This is a genomic window from Dolichospermum compactum NIES-806 (assembly GCF_002368115.1).
GTDB classification, from domain to species: Bacteria; Cyanobacteriota; Cyanobacteriia; order Cyanobacteriales; family Nostocaceae; genus Dolichospermum; species Dolichospermum compactum.
Window position 1 is genome coordinate 988,189 of the sequence record NZ_AP018316.1, and the last position, 20,835, is coordinate 1,009,023.

The 20,835-nt window shown below is 35.2% G+C and carries 18 protein-coding genes; 1 reads left to right on the plus strand and 17 read right to left on the minus strand.

Going from position 1 to position 20,835, the window contains the following annotated elements:
- Nucleotides 1-192: 192 nt before the first annotated feature.
- On the minus strand, nucleotides 193-1,539 hold the full coding sequence (locus CA730_RS04680; RefSeq protein WP_096664587.1) for an nSTAND1 domain-containing NTPase: 1,347 nt from the start codon (nucleotides 1,537-1,539) through the stop codon (nucleotides 193-195).
- A 197-nt stretch (nucleotides 1,540-1,736) separates the two neighbouring features.
- Between CA730_RS04680 and CA730_RS04685 the strand changes: the two genes are divergently transcribed.
- Nucleotides 1,737-3,323 (plus strand): DNA methyltransferase, encoded by a 1,587-nt coding sequence (locus CA730_RS04685; RefSeq protein WP_096664590.1) that lies wholly within the window; start codon nucleotides 1,737-1,739, stop codon nucleotides 3,321-3,323.
- 95 nt (nucleotides 3,324-3,418) lie between these two features.
- Here the strand turns inward: CA730_RS04685 and CA730_RS04690 are convergent, their stop codons facing one another.
- The 16 genes from CA730_RS04690 to CA730_RS04765 form a co-directional block, all read right to left on the minus strand.
- Nucleotides 3,419-3,643 carry a type II toxin-antitoxin system RelE/ParE family toxin gene (locus CA730_RS04690; RefSeq protein WP_157750057.1) on the minus strand — a complete coding sequence of 75 codons (225 nt, stop codon included), beginning with the start codon at nucleotides 3,641-3,643 and terminating at the stop codon, nucleotides 3,419-3,421.
- Between the two features lie 27 nt (nucleotides 3,644-3,670).
- Nucleotides 3,671-3,886, minus strand: coding sequence for a hypothetical protein (locus CA730_RS04695; RefSeq protein ID WP_197705499.1), 216 nt, complete (start codon nucleotides 3,884-3,886; stop codon nucleotides 3,671-3,673).
- Nucleotides 3,876-4,349, minus strand: a complete 474-nt coding sequence (locus tag CA730_RS04700) for a PIN domain-containing protein (RefSeq protein WP_096664593.1) — start codon at nucleotides 4,347-4,349, stop codon at nucleotides 3,876-3,878. The genes CA730_RS04695 and CA730_RS04700 overlap by 11 nt, the downstream gene beginning before the upstream one ends.
- Nucleotides 4,350-4,375: 26 nt before the next feature.
- A complete protein-coding gene (locus CA730_RS04705) occupies nucleotides 4,376-4,819 on the minus strand; it encodes a hypothetical protein (RefSeq protein ID WP_096664595.1) in 444 nt (147 codons plus the stop codon).
- A 128-nt stretch (nucleotides 4,820-4,947) separates the two neighbouring features.
- A complete protein-coding gene (locus CA730_RS04710) occupies nucleotides 4,948-6,372 on the minus strand; it encodes an O-antigen ligase family protein (RefSeq protein ID WP_096664598.1) in 1,425 nt (474 codons plus the stop codon).
- Between the two features lie 84 nt (nucleotides 6,373-6,456).
- Nucleotides 6,457-7,401, minus strand: coding sequence for a glycosyltransferase family 2 protein (locus CA730_RS04715; protein ID WP_096664601.1), 945 nt, complete (start codon nucleotides 7,399-7,401; stop codon nucleotides 6,457-6,459).
- Nucleotides 7,319-8,521, minus strand: a complete 1,203-nt coding sequence (locus CA730_RS04720) for a glycosyltransferase family 4 protein (RefSeq protein ID WP_096664604.1) — start codon at nucleotides 8,519-8,521, stop codon at nucleotides 7,319-7,321. The genes CA730_RS04715 and CA730_RS04720 overlap by 83 nt, the downstream gene beginning before the upstream one ends.
- Before the next feature lie 28 nt (nucleotides 8,522-8,549).
- The gene (locus CA730_RS04725) at nucleotides 8,550-9,539 is read right to left on the minus strand and encodes a glycosyltransferase family 2 protein (protein WP_096664607.1); all 990 of its coding nucleotides are present in this window, start codon (nucleotides 9,537-9,539) and stop codon (nucleotides 8,550-8,552) included.
- Between the two features lie 100 nt (nucleotides 9,540-9,639).
- Nucleotides 9,640-11,469, minus strand: a complete 1,830-nt coding sequence (gene hepA / locus CA730_RS04730; RefSeq protein WP_096664610.1) for a heterocyst formation ABC transporter subunit HepA — start codon at nucleotides 11,467-11,469, stop codon at nucleotides 9,640-9,642.
- 66 nt (nucleotides 11,470-11,535) lie between these two features.
- Entirely contained in the window at nucleotides 11,536-12,480 is a 945-nt protein-coding gene (locus CA730_RS04735; RefSeq protein WP_096664614.1) for a hypothetical protein, read from the minus strand.
- Between the two features lie 128 nt (nucleotides 12,481-12,608).
- Nucleotides 12,609-13,322, minus strand: a complete 714-nt coding sequence (gene hepC, locus CA730_RS04740) for a heterocyst development glycosyltransferase HepC (RefSeq protein WP_096664617.1) — start codon at nucleotides 13,320-13,322, stop codon at nucleotides 12,609-12,611.
- Nucleotides 13,323-14,044: 722 nt separating this feature from the next.
- Nucleotides 14,045-16,273, minus strand: a complete 2,229-nt coding sequence (locus CA730_RS04745; protein ID WP_096664620.1) for a GumC family protein — start codon at nucleotides 16,271-16,273, stop codon at nucleotides 14,045-14,047.
- 142 nt (nucleotides 16,274-16,415) lie between these two features.
- The gene (locus CA730_RS04750) at nucleotides 16,416-17,510 is read right to left on the minus strand and encodes a glycosyltransferase (protein WP_096664623.1); all 1,095 of its coding nucleotides are present in this window, start codon (nucleotides 17,508-17,510) and stop codon (nucleotides 16,416-16,418) included.
- 381 nt (nucleotides 17,511-17,891) lie between these two features.
- Complete coding sequence (locus tag CA730_RS04755) at nucleotides 17,892-19,205, minus strand: NAD(P)H-dependent oxidoreductase (protein ID WP_096664626.1); 1,314 nt, start codon at nucleotides 19,203-19,205, stop codon at nucleotides 17,892-17,894.
- Nucleotides 19,206-19,207: 2 nt separating this feature from the next.
- On the minus strand, nucleotides 19,208-19,753 hold the full coding sequence (gene rfbC, locus CA730_RS04760; RefSeq protein WP_096671285.1) for a dTDP-4-dehydrorhamnose 3,5-epimerase: 546 nt from the start codon (nucleotides 19,751-19,753) through the stop codon (nucleotides 19,208-19,210).
- A gap of 129 nt (nucleotides 19,754-19,882) precedes the next feature.
- Complete coding sequence (locus tag CA730_RS04765) at nucleotides 19,883-20,707, minus strand: phytanoyl-CoA dioxygenase family protein (RefSeq protein ID WP_096664629.1); 825 nt, start codon at nucleotides 20,705-20,707, stop codon at nucleotides 19,883-19,885.
- Nucleotides 20,708-20,835: the final 128 nt, after the last annotated feature.

Sequence of the window (20,835 nt, forward strand, 5' to 3'; positions counted from 1 at the left end):
TGAGATGCTGCATAAATAATTTTCTCACAGTCCAGATGGAATACTGTTCGGTTATGGCTTCGCCACACTTCGTGAATGTTCCGATTGCTCCGCAACGCTAACGCGAACAACCCAACCTACGTATTTTCATTTTTTAGCCTTAACCGAATAGTATTGAGTCCAGATGCCAATAGCAAGAGGAAGGGAGTATGATTAATGATGATAAATTCTGAGATATTCTTTAAAAACGGCAGAGATAGTATATAGTTTTTGATCGTTTTCTAATTTACTTACTAAAAATCTTCTTGTTAATGATTGTAACCCGTTAATTATATCCATTGATGACAATGATAAAAACTGTTTTATTTCATCTCTAGATATAGGTTGCTCATTTTGACTTATTTTTAATAATATCTCTTTTTCAACTTCAGATAATCTCATCCATATTAAATCAAACAGAGATTTAAAATCTTCTGTTAAAATTAAATTATTTTCTTTGATAAATTCGATAACTTCACCCTGAAAGACATCTTTAATTAAGATGCTAATATACTGTAAATATTTAGGATGATTTTCATATAAGTTGATTAATTTTAACCAATTTTCCTCATTTTTTAATCCTTGATTTTTTAATATCTCTGTAGCTGCATTATCTAAACCTGATAATTCTAAACAATGAATCGGGTATAGTTCACTATCTAATGATATCATTTCTTGGCATTTTTCCTGACTGATGAGAACTAAACAACTTTGATGTTCAATTTCTGTAATCATTTGCAGGAAGGTTTTATAATCTTGATATTCAGGTTTATATTGTCCTGCAAATTGACAATTAACAAAGATATTTTCCAGATCATCTAAAATAATCAAACATTTTTTATTTTTAAGGATATTAAATAATTGTTTTAATTTATCATCTATAGTTGCTTTAGCTTCTTGTTGACAAATATTCAATAAATCATCAATAAGTAAATCTAGGGATTTAGGAAACTTTAAACTTCTCCAGATAATAACTTCAAATTGTTGAAGATTTAGATCAATAAATCTTTTCACAAGGGTAGTTTTACCAATTCCAGATAATCCTAAAACAGAGATAAAATGAGTGTGTTGATTTAATACTCCATTAGATAAAAGGTTTAATTCTTGTTCTCGTCCATAGAAACGAGTAATTTTAGGTGATAAACTTAAATCATGATAAAAAGATTTAGCTTGTTCTGTATTCTTATTATGTTGATGGTGATTTGATATTTGATTATTAGAACACCAATTAATATTATTTTTTTCAAAATTAATAATTTTAGAATTTACAACTCTTTCTATAGTCCAACAAAAATTAGATTTATTAATATCTTGACCTAAAATTTCAGATAAAAGTTTAAATAAATTCCTACTTTCATCACCTATATAACCCTCATCATAATCATAAATATTGGCAATTTGTCTATAAGTTTTACCATTAAATAGTTCCTCAATGATCTTTTTCTGGAGATCATCTAAATGTTTATCAGTCTTAGTAAATACTAAATTATCCACAAATCGTAAAATTTCTGTAACAGTCATAAAACTTAGATGAGTTAACCTTTGTAGCCATTATAACTCAATCCGTTTCCAGATTATCAGGGTTTTTCAGGTATTTTCTTAAAATTTCTTAATAAAACATCAGAGAATATCCCATATTTTCTAGTATGACAAAAAAGTAATTAAGTATAAGAATGATTAATCAGGTTTAATTTAAGCAAAATGATTGCACAAAAACAATGGTTAGTCAACTTTATTATGGCGATAATTTAGAAGTTTTAAGACGTTACATTAAAGATGAGTCTGTTGACTTATGTTATATTGATCCTCCTTTTAATTCTAAACGCAATTATAATCAAATTTATAATAATATTGGTGGAGAAGATAAAGCACAAGCTCAAGCATTTATTGATACTTGGGAATGGGATGATCACGCTATTCGGGGAATAGATGAAATCATTACTAATTATCATGGTTTATTTACTCAACAATGTATTGCTTTAATTACAGGTTTAAGTAATGTTTTAGGGAAAGGAAGTTTACTCGCTTATTTAGTGAGTATGACTTTAAGAATAACAGAAATTCATCGAGTTTTGAAACCTACAGGAAGTTTTTATCTACATTGTGATCCTACCTCTAGTCACTATTTGAAGTTAATATTAGATGCTGTTTTTTGTTCTCAGGGTGGAGAATTTATAAACGAAATTGTTTGGAAAAGACGTACAAACACGGTAAAAGCAATTACTAAATCTTTTTCAACATTAAATGATATTATTTATTTTTATGTTAAATCGTCAAAAAATTATTATTTTGATATTCAGTATGAAGATTATCCTAGCGAATATCTTAGAAGGTTTAAATATGAAGATGAATATGGTAGATATCGTTGGCAAGTAATGGCTACTTATTCTCAAGAAAGATTAGAACAACTTAAAAAAGAAAACAAAGTTAGATTTTCACCAACTGCTAAACACCCTGAATTTAAACAATATTTACATGATTTAAAAGGTATACCTCTTACAAATCTTTGGATGGATATTGATATGATAAATTCACAATCAAAAGAAAGATTAGGATATCCAACACAAAAGCCAGAAGCATTATTAGAAAGAATAATTAAAGCCAGTTCTAATGAAAATGATATAATATTAGATGCTTATTGTGGATGTGGGACAACTGTTGCAGTTTGCCAAAAATTAGATAGACAATGGATAGGAATTGATATTACTTATCAAAGTATTAGTTTAATTTTAAAAAGATTAGAAGACAGCTTTGGTAAAGAATTTGTAGATAACATCAAACTTCATGGTATTCCTAAAGATATAGAAAGTGCAAGAGCATTAGCAAATAAAGCAGATGATCGTACTCGTAAAGAATTTGAAAAATGGGCAATTTTAACTTATACTAATAATCGAGCCATAATTAACACTAAAAAAGGTGCAGATAAAGGTGTAGATGGAACTGTTTTATTTTATGGTGATAAAGGTGAACCAGAAAAGGTAATTTTTCAAGTTAAATCAGGCAAAGTTAAATCAGGAGATATCCGAGATTTACTAGGAACAATGACCTTAGAAAATGCGAGTATAGCTATATTTATCACCTTAGAAAATCCTACAAAAGATATGTTAAAAACTGCCAAATCTGCTGGCTTTTATCAAAACAAACTCATGACTCATAGTTGTGATAAAATTCAGATTGTTACAGTTCAAGACATTATTGAAAATAAACAGAAGTTCATGATGACTTTAGCTTTTGAAGTTCTTAAAAGTGCAGAAAAACACAAAGAAATCAGAGTTAATCAGATAGAGATGGACTTAGATATTTAATAATTTTTCAAGTAGGTTGGGTTGAGGTAACGTATCCCTGACAGGAGGCGTTAGCCATAACCCAACATTTATAATATTTCTCTTATTGGCGTTTTTTATTCATCTCTGTAAAACTCATCTAAAATAGAATTAATCTCATAATCACTAATATTTTCTTGTTCAGATTTACTGTAAATTGTTAACAATAAAATGCTGGTTTCTGATTCAAGTAAATACATTACCCGATAAGCAGCACTTTTACCTTTTTGAAGATTACTATTTTTGATTCTAGCTTTATAAATATAAACATCTTCATTAAAACCAGTTAATCTACAGCAGATTCCGCTCTAATGAGGTACAAGGTTGAATCATAAAACTCTTGTGGTGCGGGCATCTTGCCCGCTAGATGTGTACCTCATAACACCGGGAAGTGCTGTATCTCCTAATAAATTTCCTTTTTGCAATTCTGTAATGAAAGATTGAGTATCAGAACGAATATTTCGGTATTTTTTGGCTAAATGTTTTAAATTTCTCTGATATTCAGGAGTTAAATCAATTTTAATTAAAAAAGAATCATTCTGCATCAATTCCTTCCCACATTTTTTCTAAAGGGATTCTTTTTCCTGCTTTTGCTTCTTGTAATGCTGTTATTAAACTCTCTTTTATTTCCTGAATTGGAGTATCATCAACATCAATATCATCTGCTAACATTTTAATGCTTGGTTCAATCAATTCACCATGATTTTTTAAATATTCGATAATATTCAAAAAACGTTTTTTGAAATCAGTTAATATGTCATCATAATCAATTAAAGAACTTTCTAAATAATTAACAAAAGATTGAGAGTTATTTAATTCTTTATTTCGTTTAGCTTCATTCATTTCTATTTGAATAGTTTGAGAAAAAGATTGACTACGTTTTTCTTCTCTTTCTATTGCTACTAATGTTTCCATTAAACAAATACTAGGAATGACAAATTGTAAATTATTTGAAGAATCATAGACAAAATCTTCTAATTCTTTGTTCCTTCCTTTGGCAATTGCCATAATTGAATTAGTTTATAAATAAATAATCATAATAATTCTAACTCCTCTGTCGTACCATCAAACAAAAGAGTAAATAAGCCAATTTCCTTCATTTCCTCAATGTAAGGAGGGGTTTCACTTTTCCAATGATAAGCTAAATCTCTTAACCATGATTGAGTTAAAGTTATTAAAGTAGATTGATAGATGATTCCTTCGATGCTTTTTGGATTATAATGTTCTAAAACCTTTTTCGTGTCCAATCTTGCTACTTCTGTAAAAGTCGGACTCTTAAAGATTCTCATGACATTAGAATTAACAAACATTAAAAAAGGAATATGCTGGTATTGTTCCATTTTTAAGATATTAATATCTGGGGAAGAATACATACCTGAAAATCTCACATCTATCATCAAAATAGATTTATCATCCTTATCTTTAGCAGCAATTGCTGGTTGAAAATCAATTACAGTTGGAGGTTGTATTTTTAACATGGTATTTCACCTCTTGTTTAATAGTTTAACTACTTTTCAGACAGAAAATATTTGTACTAAATTTTATCACAATTTATCAATAAAATGTGAAAATCTAAAATTTTTAAACTCTAAGCAGGGGTTTTAATTTAACTCTGTGGCCTGCTATAGTATTTATGACCTGCCATAGCCATTGCTAAAAATCCCCACATAATCATCCCGGCAATACTCAGCATCCCGCTATAAATAATTAACTGGGCGCAAGAACTGATACCAATAGCGCGGGCAGCGCTGAGAAAACTATCAAAGCGACCTTCTGTATAATTACTAACGGTAATTAGCATTAATACCAACCCACTAATATAGGGTATAGCACCAATCCAACCCAAGGTAAAAAACATATCTAAAATGCCGCTATCAATGACAATTACTTCTATTTGTCCAGTTTTTTCATTTACTTTCCAGACATTACCAAAGCCGTTGCCGACAACATTAGAAAGAGCTAAATTCAGGTTTCTGTCATAAGTTGCGGATCTATCTCTGAAACTACCATCTTGTTCGAGATTAGAAAAACTTTCAAATCGAGTGGTAATAACTTTAGAAAGTGGTTCGATAGTTACCAAGGGAATAACACAGATTGACATTACTAAAATTATGGTAACTAATCGCATTTGAATTTTAGGTTTTACTGAACCAAAAATCAAAATTATTCCTAATAACCAACCGCCCCAACTTGTCCGCACTTGGGAAAGTAAAAATGATAAATAACCCACAGCAGAAGCGGGGAAAATTAATGGACCAGTGGTGGTAAATAATAATAGTAAACCAGCTTGCATGACAGTTCCCAATGGACCAGGTGAGTGTAATGTACTCCAGACACGCATTCCAAAAGGAATCGGGTGTCCAGCACTGGTAAACATTTTCGATTGGATTAGCCAATATCTATCCCATTCAGGAGCGACAACAAATTGATAGACACCGTAAGCTCCTAGTATGAGTACACACCAAATAAATGTTCTTTGCAGATGTTGACGATAACTGGGATAATCTCGCCAATTAGAAAATAGGTGAAAAGCAAAAATTATGGGACTTAACCAATCTAAAAAACTCCGAACTACAGGGAGTGGTTGATTGTAAATTAAACCTACTAAACATCCATAAGAAACTCCTATGGCTGCTAAAAGAAATGGCACTCCCCCTTGACGAAGACTGCTAGGTAGGTATTTTAAAAAGGTGAATATGGTCAGGAATACGACTAAATAAGGTGCAATTAACATTTGTCTGGTGGGGTCCCAGCCAACTTTATAGTCAACGAAACGAGTAATCAAGGGGGTGAGAAACCAAATCCACCAAGTGAAACCGATATAGTGAATGGGATGTCGTAAGTACAAAAATACGGCGACTAGAAAGGTACTGGCGGGAAAAACAAGGTGCAAACTGGCTGTACTGGTAAAGTAGCAAGCTGTTGTGATTAAGATAAAACCCAGGATGATGATCCAACTTTGGGCTGATCGATCTTGGGGAGAAAATTGTTCTTTTAAAACTGTATTGAAAAGTATTGGTTTGGAAATCATTTTGATCTGATTATTCTATAAAAAGTTTAGTTAGGAGATAGATCCCCGACTTCTTGAAGAAGTCGGGGATCTGGGTTGGGGTAGTTAATAGCCAAAATGGTGTTTTTCTATGTTTCTATATTTTTGATATCCTAACCATCTTCCTTGTAAGGATGCTCGCAATTTTTTACTGGCAATTTCTTTTTGTTGTGGGAATAACCTTAGCCATTGACATATTCCTAAACTTTCTCTTGTTCCAACTAAAATTGACCAAGATAAAAATACAATTTGACGTAGGGGCGAAAGATGTTCTAATAAAATTAAGGTTTCGTTGTGGACTAGGTTAATTAATGCGGTGTCGTTAAAGTTGTGGCGTTGATCTTCGTCAAATCTTTGGGCTGGATAGTGATCTACTGCAATGCTGGGATCATAAATTATTTTCCATCCGGCACGTTTGAGGGTGAGGGCGAAGGACATTTCAAAATGTACTTGTGCGCCTGTTCCTTGCATTCTGTCGTCAAAGCGTAATTTGCCGATCGCCTGGGTACGAAAGCTCATATTCACACCTTTGAGGACATCAACTTCACGGGGTGCGCCTACTCCTAAGTGATGGTTGCCAATGACGCGCCCCCACCATTGCAATTTACCAACTATGGGACGAGAACCATTTTCGAGTTTGTCTCCTTGATACACCCAATCACGGCCACCAACGCCACCAATGGCATAATTGACGCTGAAGTGAGTATTAATTCTTGATAACCAATCCGGGTGGGGGGCAGCATCGTCATCGGTGATGGAAAGAATGTCTCCCTGTACTTGTGCCAGTCCGGCGTTGAGGGCGGCGACGACTCCCGGCTGGGTGACGGTGACAATCTGTAAGGGGAGGAGGTGAGGCGGAAATTGTTGGAGAAATTGCTGGGTTTCTGTGTCTGTATCTCTGACAACAACGATCGCCTGATCAACTGATTTAGTTTGCTGTTGCAGTGCTTTCAGACAGCGGGCTAGGTCTTGAGGACGGCGATAGGTGGGGATGAGAACTGTGTTTCTCATGGGTGATTAACTCCTCAAATATATTTAGATAGGTTTGTGCCATTGTTGACCAGCTATGTTGTTCGGCAATAGTCCGGGCAACTTTACCCATTTGTTGACGCAGTGAGCGATCGCTATTTAACAACCCAAGCGCATCGGCTAAAGCATTAACATCATCACAATTGTCTAAAACGATGCCACAGTCGGGATTAACTAAATCAGCCGCACCAGTAGTAGTGGCGGTAATCACGGGCAAACCTGAAGCCATCGCTTCAATCACTACAAGTCCAAAAGGTTCATAACGGGATGGAAACACAAATAAATCTGATGCCCGTTGAATTTGGGGCATATCACGGCGATAACCTAAAAAATGCACTCTTTTACTAATATTTAATGCTTTTGCCATTGCCGGATAAGGGCTATCTTGAGTACCACCGACAACTGCTAAATGTAATTCAGGAACTTTTACCAAAGCATGAAGTACAGTATCTAAGTTCTTTCGAGAAATCCGAATATCACCTGCAAATAATGCCAAATTAACATTCTCAGGTAATCCCAATTCCGTCCGAGAACTGACACCAGGAGCAAATTCTTGTAAGTCTACACCATTAACAACAACCCGAATTTGTGAACGAGGTACATCAATATTTACTAATTCTTGGGCAACTTTTTCTGAGACAGCAATAATAACTTTAGATTGCCGAAAAGCTTGTTTTTCCCAATAGGCATTAGCCGCAGTAAATAACCATTGATATAACCCATACAAATCTTTACGTTTATGGGAAATATGCACAGGCGATTTCAACCAAGAACCATGCACAAAATGCACGGCATTGACATCACTTGCCCCCATAGTAATCGCGCCATTGACCTTAATTAAATCTACGTTAGCCCGATTTTTACGCAACCAATCGGCACTTTTTTGAGCAAAAATGAAATTGCGAATAAATTCCGTAGGATACATTTCTACTGGAATAAAAATACAATTAACGGCACTATTATCGGCTAAATCTGGGGCAATTTCACTAGCTAATAATGTCAGATCATGACCACGACGGATGGCTTCTTTAACTACTTCATAATTAACTCTACCTTGACCATCACCTTTTCTGATTTTGTGGGTAACAATACAAATTTTCACTCATAACCTCTTGTGATTTAATAAATTATTAAATTGAAATTTTCCAAATTTTATTCGTTAGATTGGCAGGAATAAAACTAATAATTAAAGCCGCTAAAGTGCGTAAATTAAATTTTTGTTCACTTAAAGTTTGCCAAAAATAACGACGGGCATCTGTAATTTTTTGATCTCGTAATAAGCCAATTCCTAAAGTTGTATTAGCTTCTAACCATTTGGTTTTAAAGTAGGACTTAAATTCCTGTAACCGTTGATCTTCCATAAAAGTTTGGTAACAGAATATCTCACTTTTACCTTTACGGATTTTTGCTTGAACATTGCGACTACCACTGAGCATAGTATCAGTTTGTTCATGTTCTCGATATTTTGTTAATTTTTCGGGAACATAGTAAACTCCATAACCAGAAATACAGCAAAGATATGTTAAATATAAATCCCACATTCCGTCAACTTCTGAAGGAATATTATCCCAATTAAGCACTCCATTTCTAATTACACAAGCAGCCGCAGTGGGAATACTTTTATCAATTAAGCCAATTTGAGTAAAATTTTTATGAACTCCGGGAGTGATTTGATCACGTTTATAACTGCGGGTATTGTTTTCAGTGGCAGCCACATTAATTTTACTATCACCATCTATAATATATTGGTCACAAAATGCCAAAATTAAATCGGGATTTGCTTCTAAGTTGGGAACAAGTTTAGATAAAAAGTCCTCATTCCACATATCATCATCATGGAGACTAGCTACATATTTACCTGTGGCAAGTTTAAAACCATGAAACTGATTAGCTAACATCCCAATATTTTTTTCATGTCGCCAAAATTTGATCCGTGAGTCTTGAAATGATTCAATTAGTGCTTGGGGATTTTCGGAACTACAATTATCAGAAACAATGATTTCTAGATTTTGATAGGTTTGGTTAATAGCACTATTAATGGCTTGTTTCAGGTATTCTGGGCGATTATATGTAGGGATAATCACGCTTACCAAAGGTTCGGAGGAGTTAATATTTAACATTGCTTGGAGGATGAGAAAATAAAGTATGGGAAAAGCACTTGAAAAACCCTAAAATCTGGTTTTAACTGACCGCTGATAGCTGAATGCTGACAATGATTGTTTATCTCACTTCATTTTGAATTTGATAATATTGCCAAAACTTACCACGTTGTTGCAGTAGTTCTTGATATGCGCCCTGTTCTACGACTTTTCCTTGTTCTAGAACTACAACTTTATCGGCTTTAGCTATAGTAGAGAGACGGTGAGCGATCGCAATTACTGTACGGCCAACAGATAGCTTTTCTAATGATTCTTGAATTAACCGCTCAGACACAGAATCTAAAGCACTTGTAGCTTCATCTAGAATCAGGATTTCGGGGTTTTTCAGCAATGCGCGAGCGATCGCAATTCTTTGTCTTTGTCCACCTGATAACCGCACACCTCTATCTCCTAATTGCGTATCAAAACCCTCCGGCATTTCTAAAATAAATTCTAGAGCATTTGCCAATCGTGCAGCTTCTTTAATTTCTGCTTCTGTAGCTGTTGGTGTCCCGTAAGCAATATTATTCCAAACAGAAGTATTAAAAATAAAAGTATTCTGACTCACAACTGCTATCTTAGAACGCAGAGAGTTAATGTCAAATTTGCGAATATCAACTTCATCTATATAAATATAGCCATCAGTCGCATCATGAAAGCGAGGAATTAAATCTGCAAGTGTAGTTTTACCAGCACCAGACGAACCAATTAAGGCTGTCATTTCACCTTGTTTAATCGAGAGAGTAATATTATGTAAAACTCGTTGATCAGAACTATAATCAAAATCTACCGACACTAAATCAATTGATCTTTTGAAACCAGGAAATCTCAGTGCGCCATTTTGAAAATAGATTTTATCATCAGTTTTTAACAAATCCTTGATATTTTCCACCGCTCCCGCTTGGGTACTTAAAAAAGCTACTACCCCATTCAAATCCTGAGTCATAGGGATAATGCGGAACAGCACAAAAAAGAAAGTTAACAAAGCCGAAACTTTCATTAATCCTGTGGCTAAAGCCACAATAATCATACCAATTAGAATTAGGGTAGATATACTCTCCGCCAAAGGCTTAACTATCAAAGAAATCCAATAAACACTTTTCCAAGTATTAACAATTTTTTCACTGGCTTGATAATAGCGTTTTTGCTCAAATTCTTGAGTAGAAAAAGCATGAATTGTGCGAATACCTTCGATAAACTCTAGCACCCTAGCAGTAAAATTATCATTAGCAGAAGTAATCGCAAAACTGCGTTCTCTAATTTGTTTATTTAAAGTAGATAATGCCACCGCCAAAAGACTAAATAGTAAAATAGAGATTATAGTCAGTTTCCAAGAAAGAATAAACAAAGAAATAGAATAGACAATCAGGGTAAAACTTCTAGTAATTAAAAAAGCTAGTCCACCAAAAATTTGTCTAATTCTCTCCATTTCACTGGTAAGAATATTAACTAATTCTCCAGATTTCTTATGACTAAAATAATTGAGAGTTTGAGCCTCTAACTGTTGAAAAATTCGTTTACGCAGATTATCTACTAAGCTAATTTCACTAAACTGGATGCAAATCTGTCCTATATAATTAAAGGATGCCCGCATACAGGTTGTAACAACAATTAAAGCAGATATTCGATATAATCGCTCTGTTGCTGAACCATTAATTCCTAAAATCAAAATATCAAACCACTCTATCCCTGTTTTCACAGGTTCAGAACCAGGAGTAGTTAGACTTTGTAGGAAAACCAGCAAAAATCCTAAACCAAACCCTTCAAAACTTGCCGCTAAAGCCGAAAATATGATAGCTAAAATAGCCACAACTCGAAAGTGTTTAAATTCCCGTAATATTACCCGATTATTTTGCCACAAACTTGTAGCCTGCAATATTTTCACTGTTGACGGTAGAAATTTGGAATCCATAAAAATTTTGACCGATAATTTTGATAATTAAGTATAGAAGCACCAATCTCAAGAAAATCAATATGCTTACATAGGAGCGCGACGAATAAAACGACCAAGAGCAGAACCACAAAGAATTTCAAATTTCTGCCATAGTATTTTTGCCATTGAATATAATTGAATAGGTGTTTGGCTATGTCGCCAATATAATTTATCAGTTATAGTGGGAGAACTACCTTCTAAAGCACTGAGCAGTAGTTTTTTCCGCCAAGGTTTAATATGTGGGACTGTAGCGTGAGACATGATAGTACCACCAGGAACAAAATCCATCCCGTCTGGTCCAACGGTACTCAAAGGATAATTAGTCAGCATCAATGCTAAGTTTAAATAAGTCTGATCTCCATACAGATATGGATAATGATTAAAGGTATTACCGTTATAAAGATCCTCTAAATTGGCATATCCTGCCATTTCACCTAATTCTTCTAATTTTTGCCAAATATCTAGAATAGACTTGTAGTTTTTATGAACTCCAATGAAGCCACTATTGTAGTGATAATCTAACTCGCGCTCACAAGCAAAACCATTATTTTCGGCAAATTCTTTCCATGCTAACCGTCGAGGATGATTCCCCGACACAAGATACCAAGAATCACCACAAAGAGCAATTCCTCGACTTACCCAATTTTCGTAAAAATCCCAATTACATTTATTGACAATATCAGGATCGAAGTAAAACAAAGCATCAATATCTGGGCAATATTTTTCCCACAATTGTGACATAAAATCAGGTTTATAAAAACCTAAATGTTTTGGAGTTGTTAGTTTGACAAATCGGATTGCACAACCTTCACCTACAGAAAACTCTTGATAACCATTTTGTGTTTTTAGAGCCTTAGCCCAACGCGGTGTATTTCCACGATAACCAGCCCAAATTATGCCTCTAAATCCATGATAATACAGGGAATTTACTAAAGCCCCCACACCATAATGATAGTCTTTTTCAAATACGGTACAAATTGCTGTTTCCATGATATTTCTTATTTTTTAATTAGGTACATAATTCATTGTCATCAACATGAGAACAGGAAATATTCATCAATTAGACAAAAATGCTTGACAACACAGAAATAATATATCTATTCTCAATTACAAACGGTTTATGCTGAGAATTTAGCTTGCTTATTTAATTTATCATTTTGTAATTCCAAACTTAATTTAACTGCATTTTCCAACGACAGGCAACGATTATTAATGAGACAAAATTTTCCCTGCAATAGATTCAATACATTAGATAAATTATTCAAAATGAATGTACCCAAAGTAATGTTCAAATCTGTCATTTCCTGTTTAGCCCTTGCACTAAACTTAATAACTTGAAAAAGTTGCCCATTTTCTCCTACATACCACTCATAATCAAACAAAAACTTAGGAGAATATATCTGTATAGTTATCAATCCCCCTACAATGACTGGACTCATACATAGCAGTGAAAATAAAGCCCAAGTCCAATCAATTATTATTTGTAAACTCTTGAAAATTTGATTACGCTGTTTCGATAATTTTTGATGCCCAGAAATGTTCATAAATATGGGCTTATTAGCTTTTTGACAAGCATTTGCCCAAACTTTTAATAAAGAATCACCGATTTTGGGATCTATGCTGACTAAACTAACTGGAGAATGTTTTAAACATTCTATTAAAGATTCTTGATTTTCCAGTGCAGCTAAATGGGGTTGTGGTAACTTTCCAGCAGCTTTCACTAATAATTTTCCTCTGCGCCATTGCAAAGTACATGATAGGAAGTTAAAATTTTCAGATTGCTGGGGGAAGATAGAGTTATTATTTAGACTAGAAATGACTGAAATTAGCATACATTAACAGTGATAAATTAGTAAAAGATTGACTTAATATTTACAATCAGGAAATCAATATTTCCTTGATCGAACAGTATTGTATAGGAGTCCTATAGCAATGATTAAATATGACAACAGTAAATTAGGGACACTTGTATTTATGATCAAGAGTAGTCATCTCAGAGAAAATACTAAATTTTTCCAATCCTGCTAAAATTACTTCGGTTTTGTATTTGAGATTTTGATCATGGTTTTCAATCTCTAGAATATAAGAATCTCGATAAATAAATCATCAAGAAACAACTTCTTTATTCACTCTTTAAATAAAGATTATTTTTGGCTCTATAATATTAAGATATGGTGAAATGAATTAATCGTAACTAAATTAAAATAAATATCATTTTGTACCTACAAAAACATATTATTAATTACTTATCGGGTAACAAAAATAAGTATAAAGTGTATTTGTTATGCAACAAAAATGTTTTGTATAGTTAATGGTCATTGGAGTCAAATTACAACACTTTCTGCTTTTATAAGGTACAGTTTTTATCTTCAAATCCGTAGGGTTTCCCACCCTCGATTGTATATCCTGAGAGCGAAAAACGTTGTATTTTTGTCGAACTCATCTTAATTAGAGTTCAATAAATAATTTATCTTGAATAGTCAAGACAAAAACCCCTGCATTAGACAGGGGTTAATATATTTTCTTTGGTTAAATAGTCAGCAAATATTCTGCTTTATTCTTCCATTGCTGGTTGTAAAACTAATTGTTTTGGTTTTACATAAGGTACATAGGTGCTATCAGATGGAGATACGCCATTAGCTACAACCCCAATCAGATTTAACCTACTCAACATCCCTGTAGCTTGATTAAGTTGGGTGCGTGTCACTTTACCAATACTTGCCATCATCACCACACTACGACAAGATGATGCGGTGAGCATAGCATCTACTAACCCAAGAACAGAAGGGGCATCTATGATTACCAAATCATAATTTTCTTCAAATGCAGCCATCAATTGAATCATACGGGGAGAACTCAAAAGATGGGCAGGATCAGTCGGAGTTGGTCCGGCTGTTAAAATATCAATGTAAGACGACCCAGAGTAAGGAACACTGATATGATTAGGTAGATTAACTTCACTTTCTAATAAACTGGAAAGTCCTTGTTCATTGGGAAGATTTAACTGTTTGTGCAGATTAGGATCGCGTAAATTGGCATCAATTAGTAAAACTTTTTTATGGAGGCGAGCCGCACTCATGGCTAGACCCAATGCCAAGGCTGATTTACCATCATCTGGTAATGCGGATGTCACCATTAATGATCTTAGATCTGAGACTTTATTGAGCAGTTCAATATTTTTGTAAATGAGATCCAGTGATTCCCAACGGGGAGAAGATTGTAATACTTGAATTGTCCAAGGTGCGAGAACTTCTGGTTTGCCAAATGGCAATTTTATCATGGATTCTCTGGGTTTGGCAGGTGGCAATTTAGGAGTTGTTCCTAATAATGGGAGAGCAGCTTGTTTTTCTAATTCCGCAGTGGTATGTACAGCGTCATCAGATGCTTCACGAATAAAGGCAGCAACTCCTCCTAACATTAAACCAATTACTCCTCCTAATAAGAGATTTTGTCTCATATTAGGACCAGTTTGAAAACCTTCTTGTGGTTCTTCTACTACTTCCCAATTGAATCCACCTTTAGAAAGTTCTTGGCGTAATTTTTGTTCTGCTCTTAATAATTGTTCTAATCTTTCTCTGCTAAATTGTAGTTGAGGCAGAATGCGATTGTAATAAGCCAATAGAGAAGGAAACCGCTTGAGGTCGGCTTGTAATTCTTTCTCTTTGGCTGCTAAAGTTTGATCGCGGGCGGTTAATGCAACGATGGTTGTTTGGGTTTCTACTAATTGACTTGTGAGATTAAGATCAATTTGTCCCAGTTGTCCTTGTTCTAAAAGATTGTCTCCAGAATTAAAGGTAGGATTCGTCTTTTCTCCTAAAGTTCTGCTAACTTCTTTTTGTAAAAGTTGTTTTTGACTTTGCAGTTGTTCGTTTAATTTTTGAACGCTGGGAGTATCATCTGTGAAACGTAAACGTTCTTGTGCTAAAGCCAATTCTGTTTTTTGAATTTCATTGAGTAAGCCTTGGTAGCGGGTAGACTGACTCAGACGCGAAGAAACTAAGGCATTTTGTGGAGAACGGTTCAGTTGTGCTTGCAAAGATTTTTGCTTTGCTAAGGCCTCTTCATACTGGGAACGAGTTGTTTGTCGTTCCTGTTGGACAGTATTTAAAGCTGTTTCTACGGTTTTAGCTTGAGCATCTGGATCAATTAAATTTTGACTTCTGCGAAATCTTTGGAGATTTGCTTCGGAAGCGGTTACTTCGTCAGTAGCTTTTCTTAATTGATCTCTGATGACTTGTAAACCTTTTTGCAAGCGTGAATCCTGCTGTTGTTTATTGTATTCTAAATAAACTTGCTGAATTGTTTTGAGAACTTTTTGAGTTTTTTCTGGATCGTTATCAGTATAATCAACTTGAAATATTTTAGTAGCAACGTTATCCTCTGGAGTCTTAATTTGAGTGAGGACTAAGGATTTTTTTAAATCCATTACGGTTAAGTCTGGATATTCAGTTTTGAGTTTATCAACTGCTTTTTTAATCAGTCCAGAACTCTGCATCAAGTTTAATTGAGTAGCTGTATCTACCTCGATATTAGCATCAGTAAATTGACTTTCAGTGTTATCTGTTTCTTTCTTGCCTTGATAGTTAGGTTCTACTAACAGTTGCATGGTGCTTTTGAAGCTGGGTGGGGTTTTTAATGTAATGATGCCAGCAATAGCCGTAGAACTGAGCAATACTAATAATAACCAGGGAAATCTTCGCAGAATTACTGCAAACATTTGTCCATAACCTGGTTCTATTTCTGATGCTGGATTTATATTGGGATTTAGACTAGTTTGAACCACTTTTATTATCCTTATCTGCGATACACTACGCAAACACCTAAAAAATTAAATGAATTAGGGATGCACACCTCCAATACTGCAAGGCAGAATTAAAAATTAAAAAGCAAATTATATAAGCTTTCTAGGAACTTTTAATGATGATTTATTTTTGCCATGCTGCACTAGCTTGATCAATAACTTGCTCAACTTTACTAAAGAATGACTGTTCTGAGAAATTGCTAACAGCATGATTACGGATAGTTTCGTAATCCCAAGATATTCCTCCAGCTTCTAGTAAAGCTGCTTGTAAAGAGCATGGTGCTTGTCTTTTGAAAAACACACCTGTTTTACCTGGTATTTGAGTGTCTAAGACTCCTCCGGCTCCATAAGCAATGACTGGTGTACCACTGGCGTTTGCCTCGACTGGAACTAATCCATAATCTTCCAAAGCCGCAACAATAATTGATTTGGCTTTAGAAAATAAGTCTTTACGTTCTTTATCACTGACATGACCTAGAAATTGGATGTTGGGTAATGCCTGGGCTTTTAATCTTTCTTGTTCTGGTCCATCACCTGATATCAATAAGTTCCAGCCTAACCAATTAAAAGCTTCGACTATTATATCAAGACGTTTATAACTTATCATCCGCGCCGATGCCAAGTAGTATTCTTCTTTAGTATCGGAAAAGACAAAGTTGCTAGTATCAATTGGATAGTTAATGGCGATCGCTTGTTTGTGATAAATTTTTTGAATTCGTTGGGCAACAATACTAGAGTTAGCGATGTATAGATCGGGTTCTTGAGCATATTTCAGGTCTACATCTCTCATCATTTGAAAGATTTTTTCGATGAGAGGAGCAAAGTATCTATAGTCTCCGTATTCCCGTAAATATGTTTCTGTATCCCATAAAAAGCGGGTAACATTATGACAAAAACAAATATGTTTTGCTTGGGGATTTTTCCGTACTGCTTTGGCAAAACTGGTGCTACTGCTGATAATTAGGTCATAATCTTGGAGATCCAAGGAACGAAATGCGGGAAAATATAGCGGGGCTAACATCCGAAAATATTTGGTTGCACCAGGAATTTTTTGTAAAAATGTGGTGTTGATAATTCGCTCACCTAAATCAATACTTTTTTGTGGGTCGTATAATGAGGTGAAAATGTCAGCGTCGGGATACCGTTTACACAATAATTCAAATACGCGCTCTGCTCCACCGCGTTGGGTTAAGTAATCATGGACGAGAGCTATTTTCATTTTTTCTTTATAATTGGGTAAGTGATTATTGGTTTTAATATTTATTTTCTAGTAATTGAATTTTTAATGTTGTATTACTAGGTTGTATCAGTTGTTTTGTATCAATTATTTTATGTTGTTTAATAAGGGGTTGAATCATGTAAAACCTCGCAAGATTATGAAAATAATCTCTGTTATTTATTGTATATATGTGAATTCAGAGGTTAAATGAAAATATCAGGAAACCTCTGAATTATCTTGATGCTATAGCAGGAGTCAGGAGTCAGAAGTCAGGAGTCAGGAGTAAAAACCTGTTGTGGATGAAGTTGCATGAATACCTACGGTACGTTAACACGAACAATTCATATCCTAACCGCCTTGACGGTTGCTATTTTTGGAAAACTATTTTGTTAGTGCTAAAGTTTTCGCAGGAGCAAAATAAACTGTTTGTTCAGCGCGTAATTGATCACAAAGTCTACCTTCTGGTAGTTCCACGTCATCATAAGTGAGGACTTGATCTTTAGGAATATCACGCTTTAAACGACATCCTTGAGCTAGACCCATTGGGAGTAGGTTTTGTTGTTGCACAATTGGGGAATTTTCGCATTGTCCATAGGTCATGTAATAACCAATACCATCAAGGGTTGCTCCGGCTTGGAGGTCAATTTTGGCGGTGGTGACGACATCAACAACGGGACCGGCGATGGGTGCAAGCACAGCATCATGGAAGAGGACGGCACGGGCTACGGAGAGGGGAACTTCAAAATGGCATAGGTGATAGGGGGTGTAGAAGCTGTAGAGGGGGCCTTCACCGAGTTTATAAAGGTTGAGGTAATGGCGTTGTTTGGGGTCTTCGTGGGTGGCAAATACGAATACTCCTGGACCGGGTTTAGTGCCAACTACGTAATCAACGATACCGCCTAGTTCTTGGAGTTGGTCAATGTCGTACATTTTGGTCATTTCATCTACATGACCGCTGTAGTCATATCCCAACATCCCGCGCTTGGCTACTTTCATGCCTGTGCCGTTGGCGACTATGGCTTGCTCAAAGGAGATTTTTGTCCCATCGGCAAAGCTGGTTACCATAGCGGGATTTTGTCCCCAGCGTTGGGCAAAACCGGCTTGGGTGGTGGGGTTGCGGTAGGGGTCTTGTAAGCCTTTGATGTTGCCGCACAGGAGGGGTTTTAAACCGATGCTTTTGACAAAGCGGTAGAGGTTCATTTCTACCCCTGGTTGGTCGCCGTCACAGGCACTCAGGACGACTCCAGCGCGGTCTGCATGGACTTTGAGAATCGGTCCAATTGTACCATCTAGTTCGGCATTCATGAGAATGATATGCTTGTGATGAGCGATCGCACATATCACCAAATGAGCCGCGTATTCAATTGTCCCGGTGACTTCAATGATTGCATCTATGCCATCAGCTTCACACAGGAGCATGGCATCTTCGGTGATTGCATATTCATTTTGAGCGATCGCCTCTTCTAAATCAGCTAAATTAGCAACAATTTTGATATCTTCAATTCCTGCTTCTAAATAAGCTCGTTTAGCGTTATCAATGTGACGATTAGAAATAGCCACCAACTCCATTCCTGGCACAGAGTTGATAATTTGATTAGCAATTCCTCGACCCATAAAACCAGCACCAATCATGGCCACTTTAACTGGTTTACCTAATGCCGCCCGTGCTTGTAAAGCTTTATCAACAATAATCATGATTAAACTCCTATCAAACTAGATTCTAGTAAAGGCCAATTCCGATCTTTATCAGACATTTCTGTTGCACTCAATGGCCAGGAAATTTCTAAAATTGGGTCATCATAACGTAAACCCCGTTCATATCCAGGAGTGTAAAATTCACCCACTTGATATACAACTTCTGCACCATCTGTTAAAGCTTGATAACCATGAGCAAACATTTCAGGAACATAAAGGGCGCGACGATTTTCTGCACTCAGTTCTACACCAATATGCGCTAGATAAGTAGGAGATTCAGGACGCATATCCACAATCACATCATAAATAGCTCCTTGAGTACAACGAATTAATTTTGTTTCCGCGGCAGGGAGAGTTTGATAGTGCATTCCTCTCAATGTACCTTTTTTATGATTAAAAGAAAGGTTACATTGGGCAACTGTTGGTTTTAAACCATGAGCAATAAATTCATCAGCGCAAAAAGTCCGAGCAAAAAAACCACGAGAATCAGGCTTTTCTTCTAAGTCAATAATGAAAGCACCAGAGAGTTTAGTAGAGGTAAAAATCATGGTTATTTCGGAAGTTTTTTGAAGATAATAGAATGGTTTTGATTTTAGATGGCAAAATTCAGCAAATAAAACTGGCATGATCGTGGTTGATACCAATTATTCTGACTCCTGAATTTGTGCATTTTAGGTTTATACCTTTAATCCTAATTGGGGATTTATTTTGGGAAAGGTATCATCATGATATTGTGTACAAAGTTCAGGTCGTTTAGGAGATTTAGCCGTGTATGTGAAAAATATAGTTGACCGTTCTTGGGTTCTTACAGTCCCATGATGTAGAATATTTCTTACATCGGCAAAAATCACAGTTCCAGCTTTACCAGGACATGACTTCCAAGCTGATTTAGGAATGACTTTCATCATTTTATCATCGTTAATTCCCAAAAAATTAACCCGCCATAATTCATAATCAACTTGATAATTTTTAACTTGCTCTAAAGCATTAGTAGGTAGTGGAATATATTCAAATGGTCCATGTTCTTCAGTTACATCATTTAGATAGATAATGACTTTAATCATCCGTCTATCTTCAGAATCTTTATGCCATAGTAAAGTTTCCGATTGTTTTTCATTAGGAAAGTCTTTCCGCACATGAACACCATGAAAAGCGATAGGCAACCCTATATAATGCTCAATGATATTTTGTAGTCGGGATTCCATTCCCCAAGTAAAAAATTCCGGTAAATCTGTAACCGTATAAATTTGTGGTAACTTGTATCCTGCATGAATATCTCTAGGATTTACCATCCTATCAGTACAACTATTAGCAGTAGCTAACATTTTAGCCGTAGATGAAAAACCTAAATCTTCCAAAGATGTGATGTAAACACCTGATTTTTTTAAAGTATCAACAATCAATTTATCTTTTGCACTAATAGCAGGTAAATTTTCGCCATGATGCCAAAGTGATACTCGATAATTCAACTCAGAACTTACAGTTGAAATTTTGTTAAGCATGACAGAAATTTCCTTCCTCGTTGAACCTAATTAACTTGTTTAGATAACTCTGGTTTGGGAAAAGTATGATCCCAATATTGAGTACAAAGTCCCGGTCGTTTTGGCGGGTTAGCTGTATCCCTCCCAAT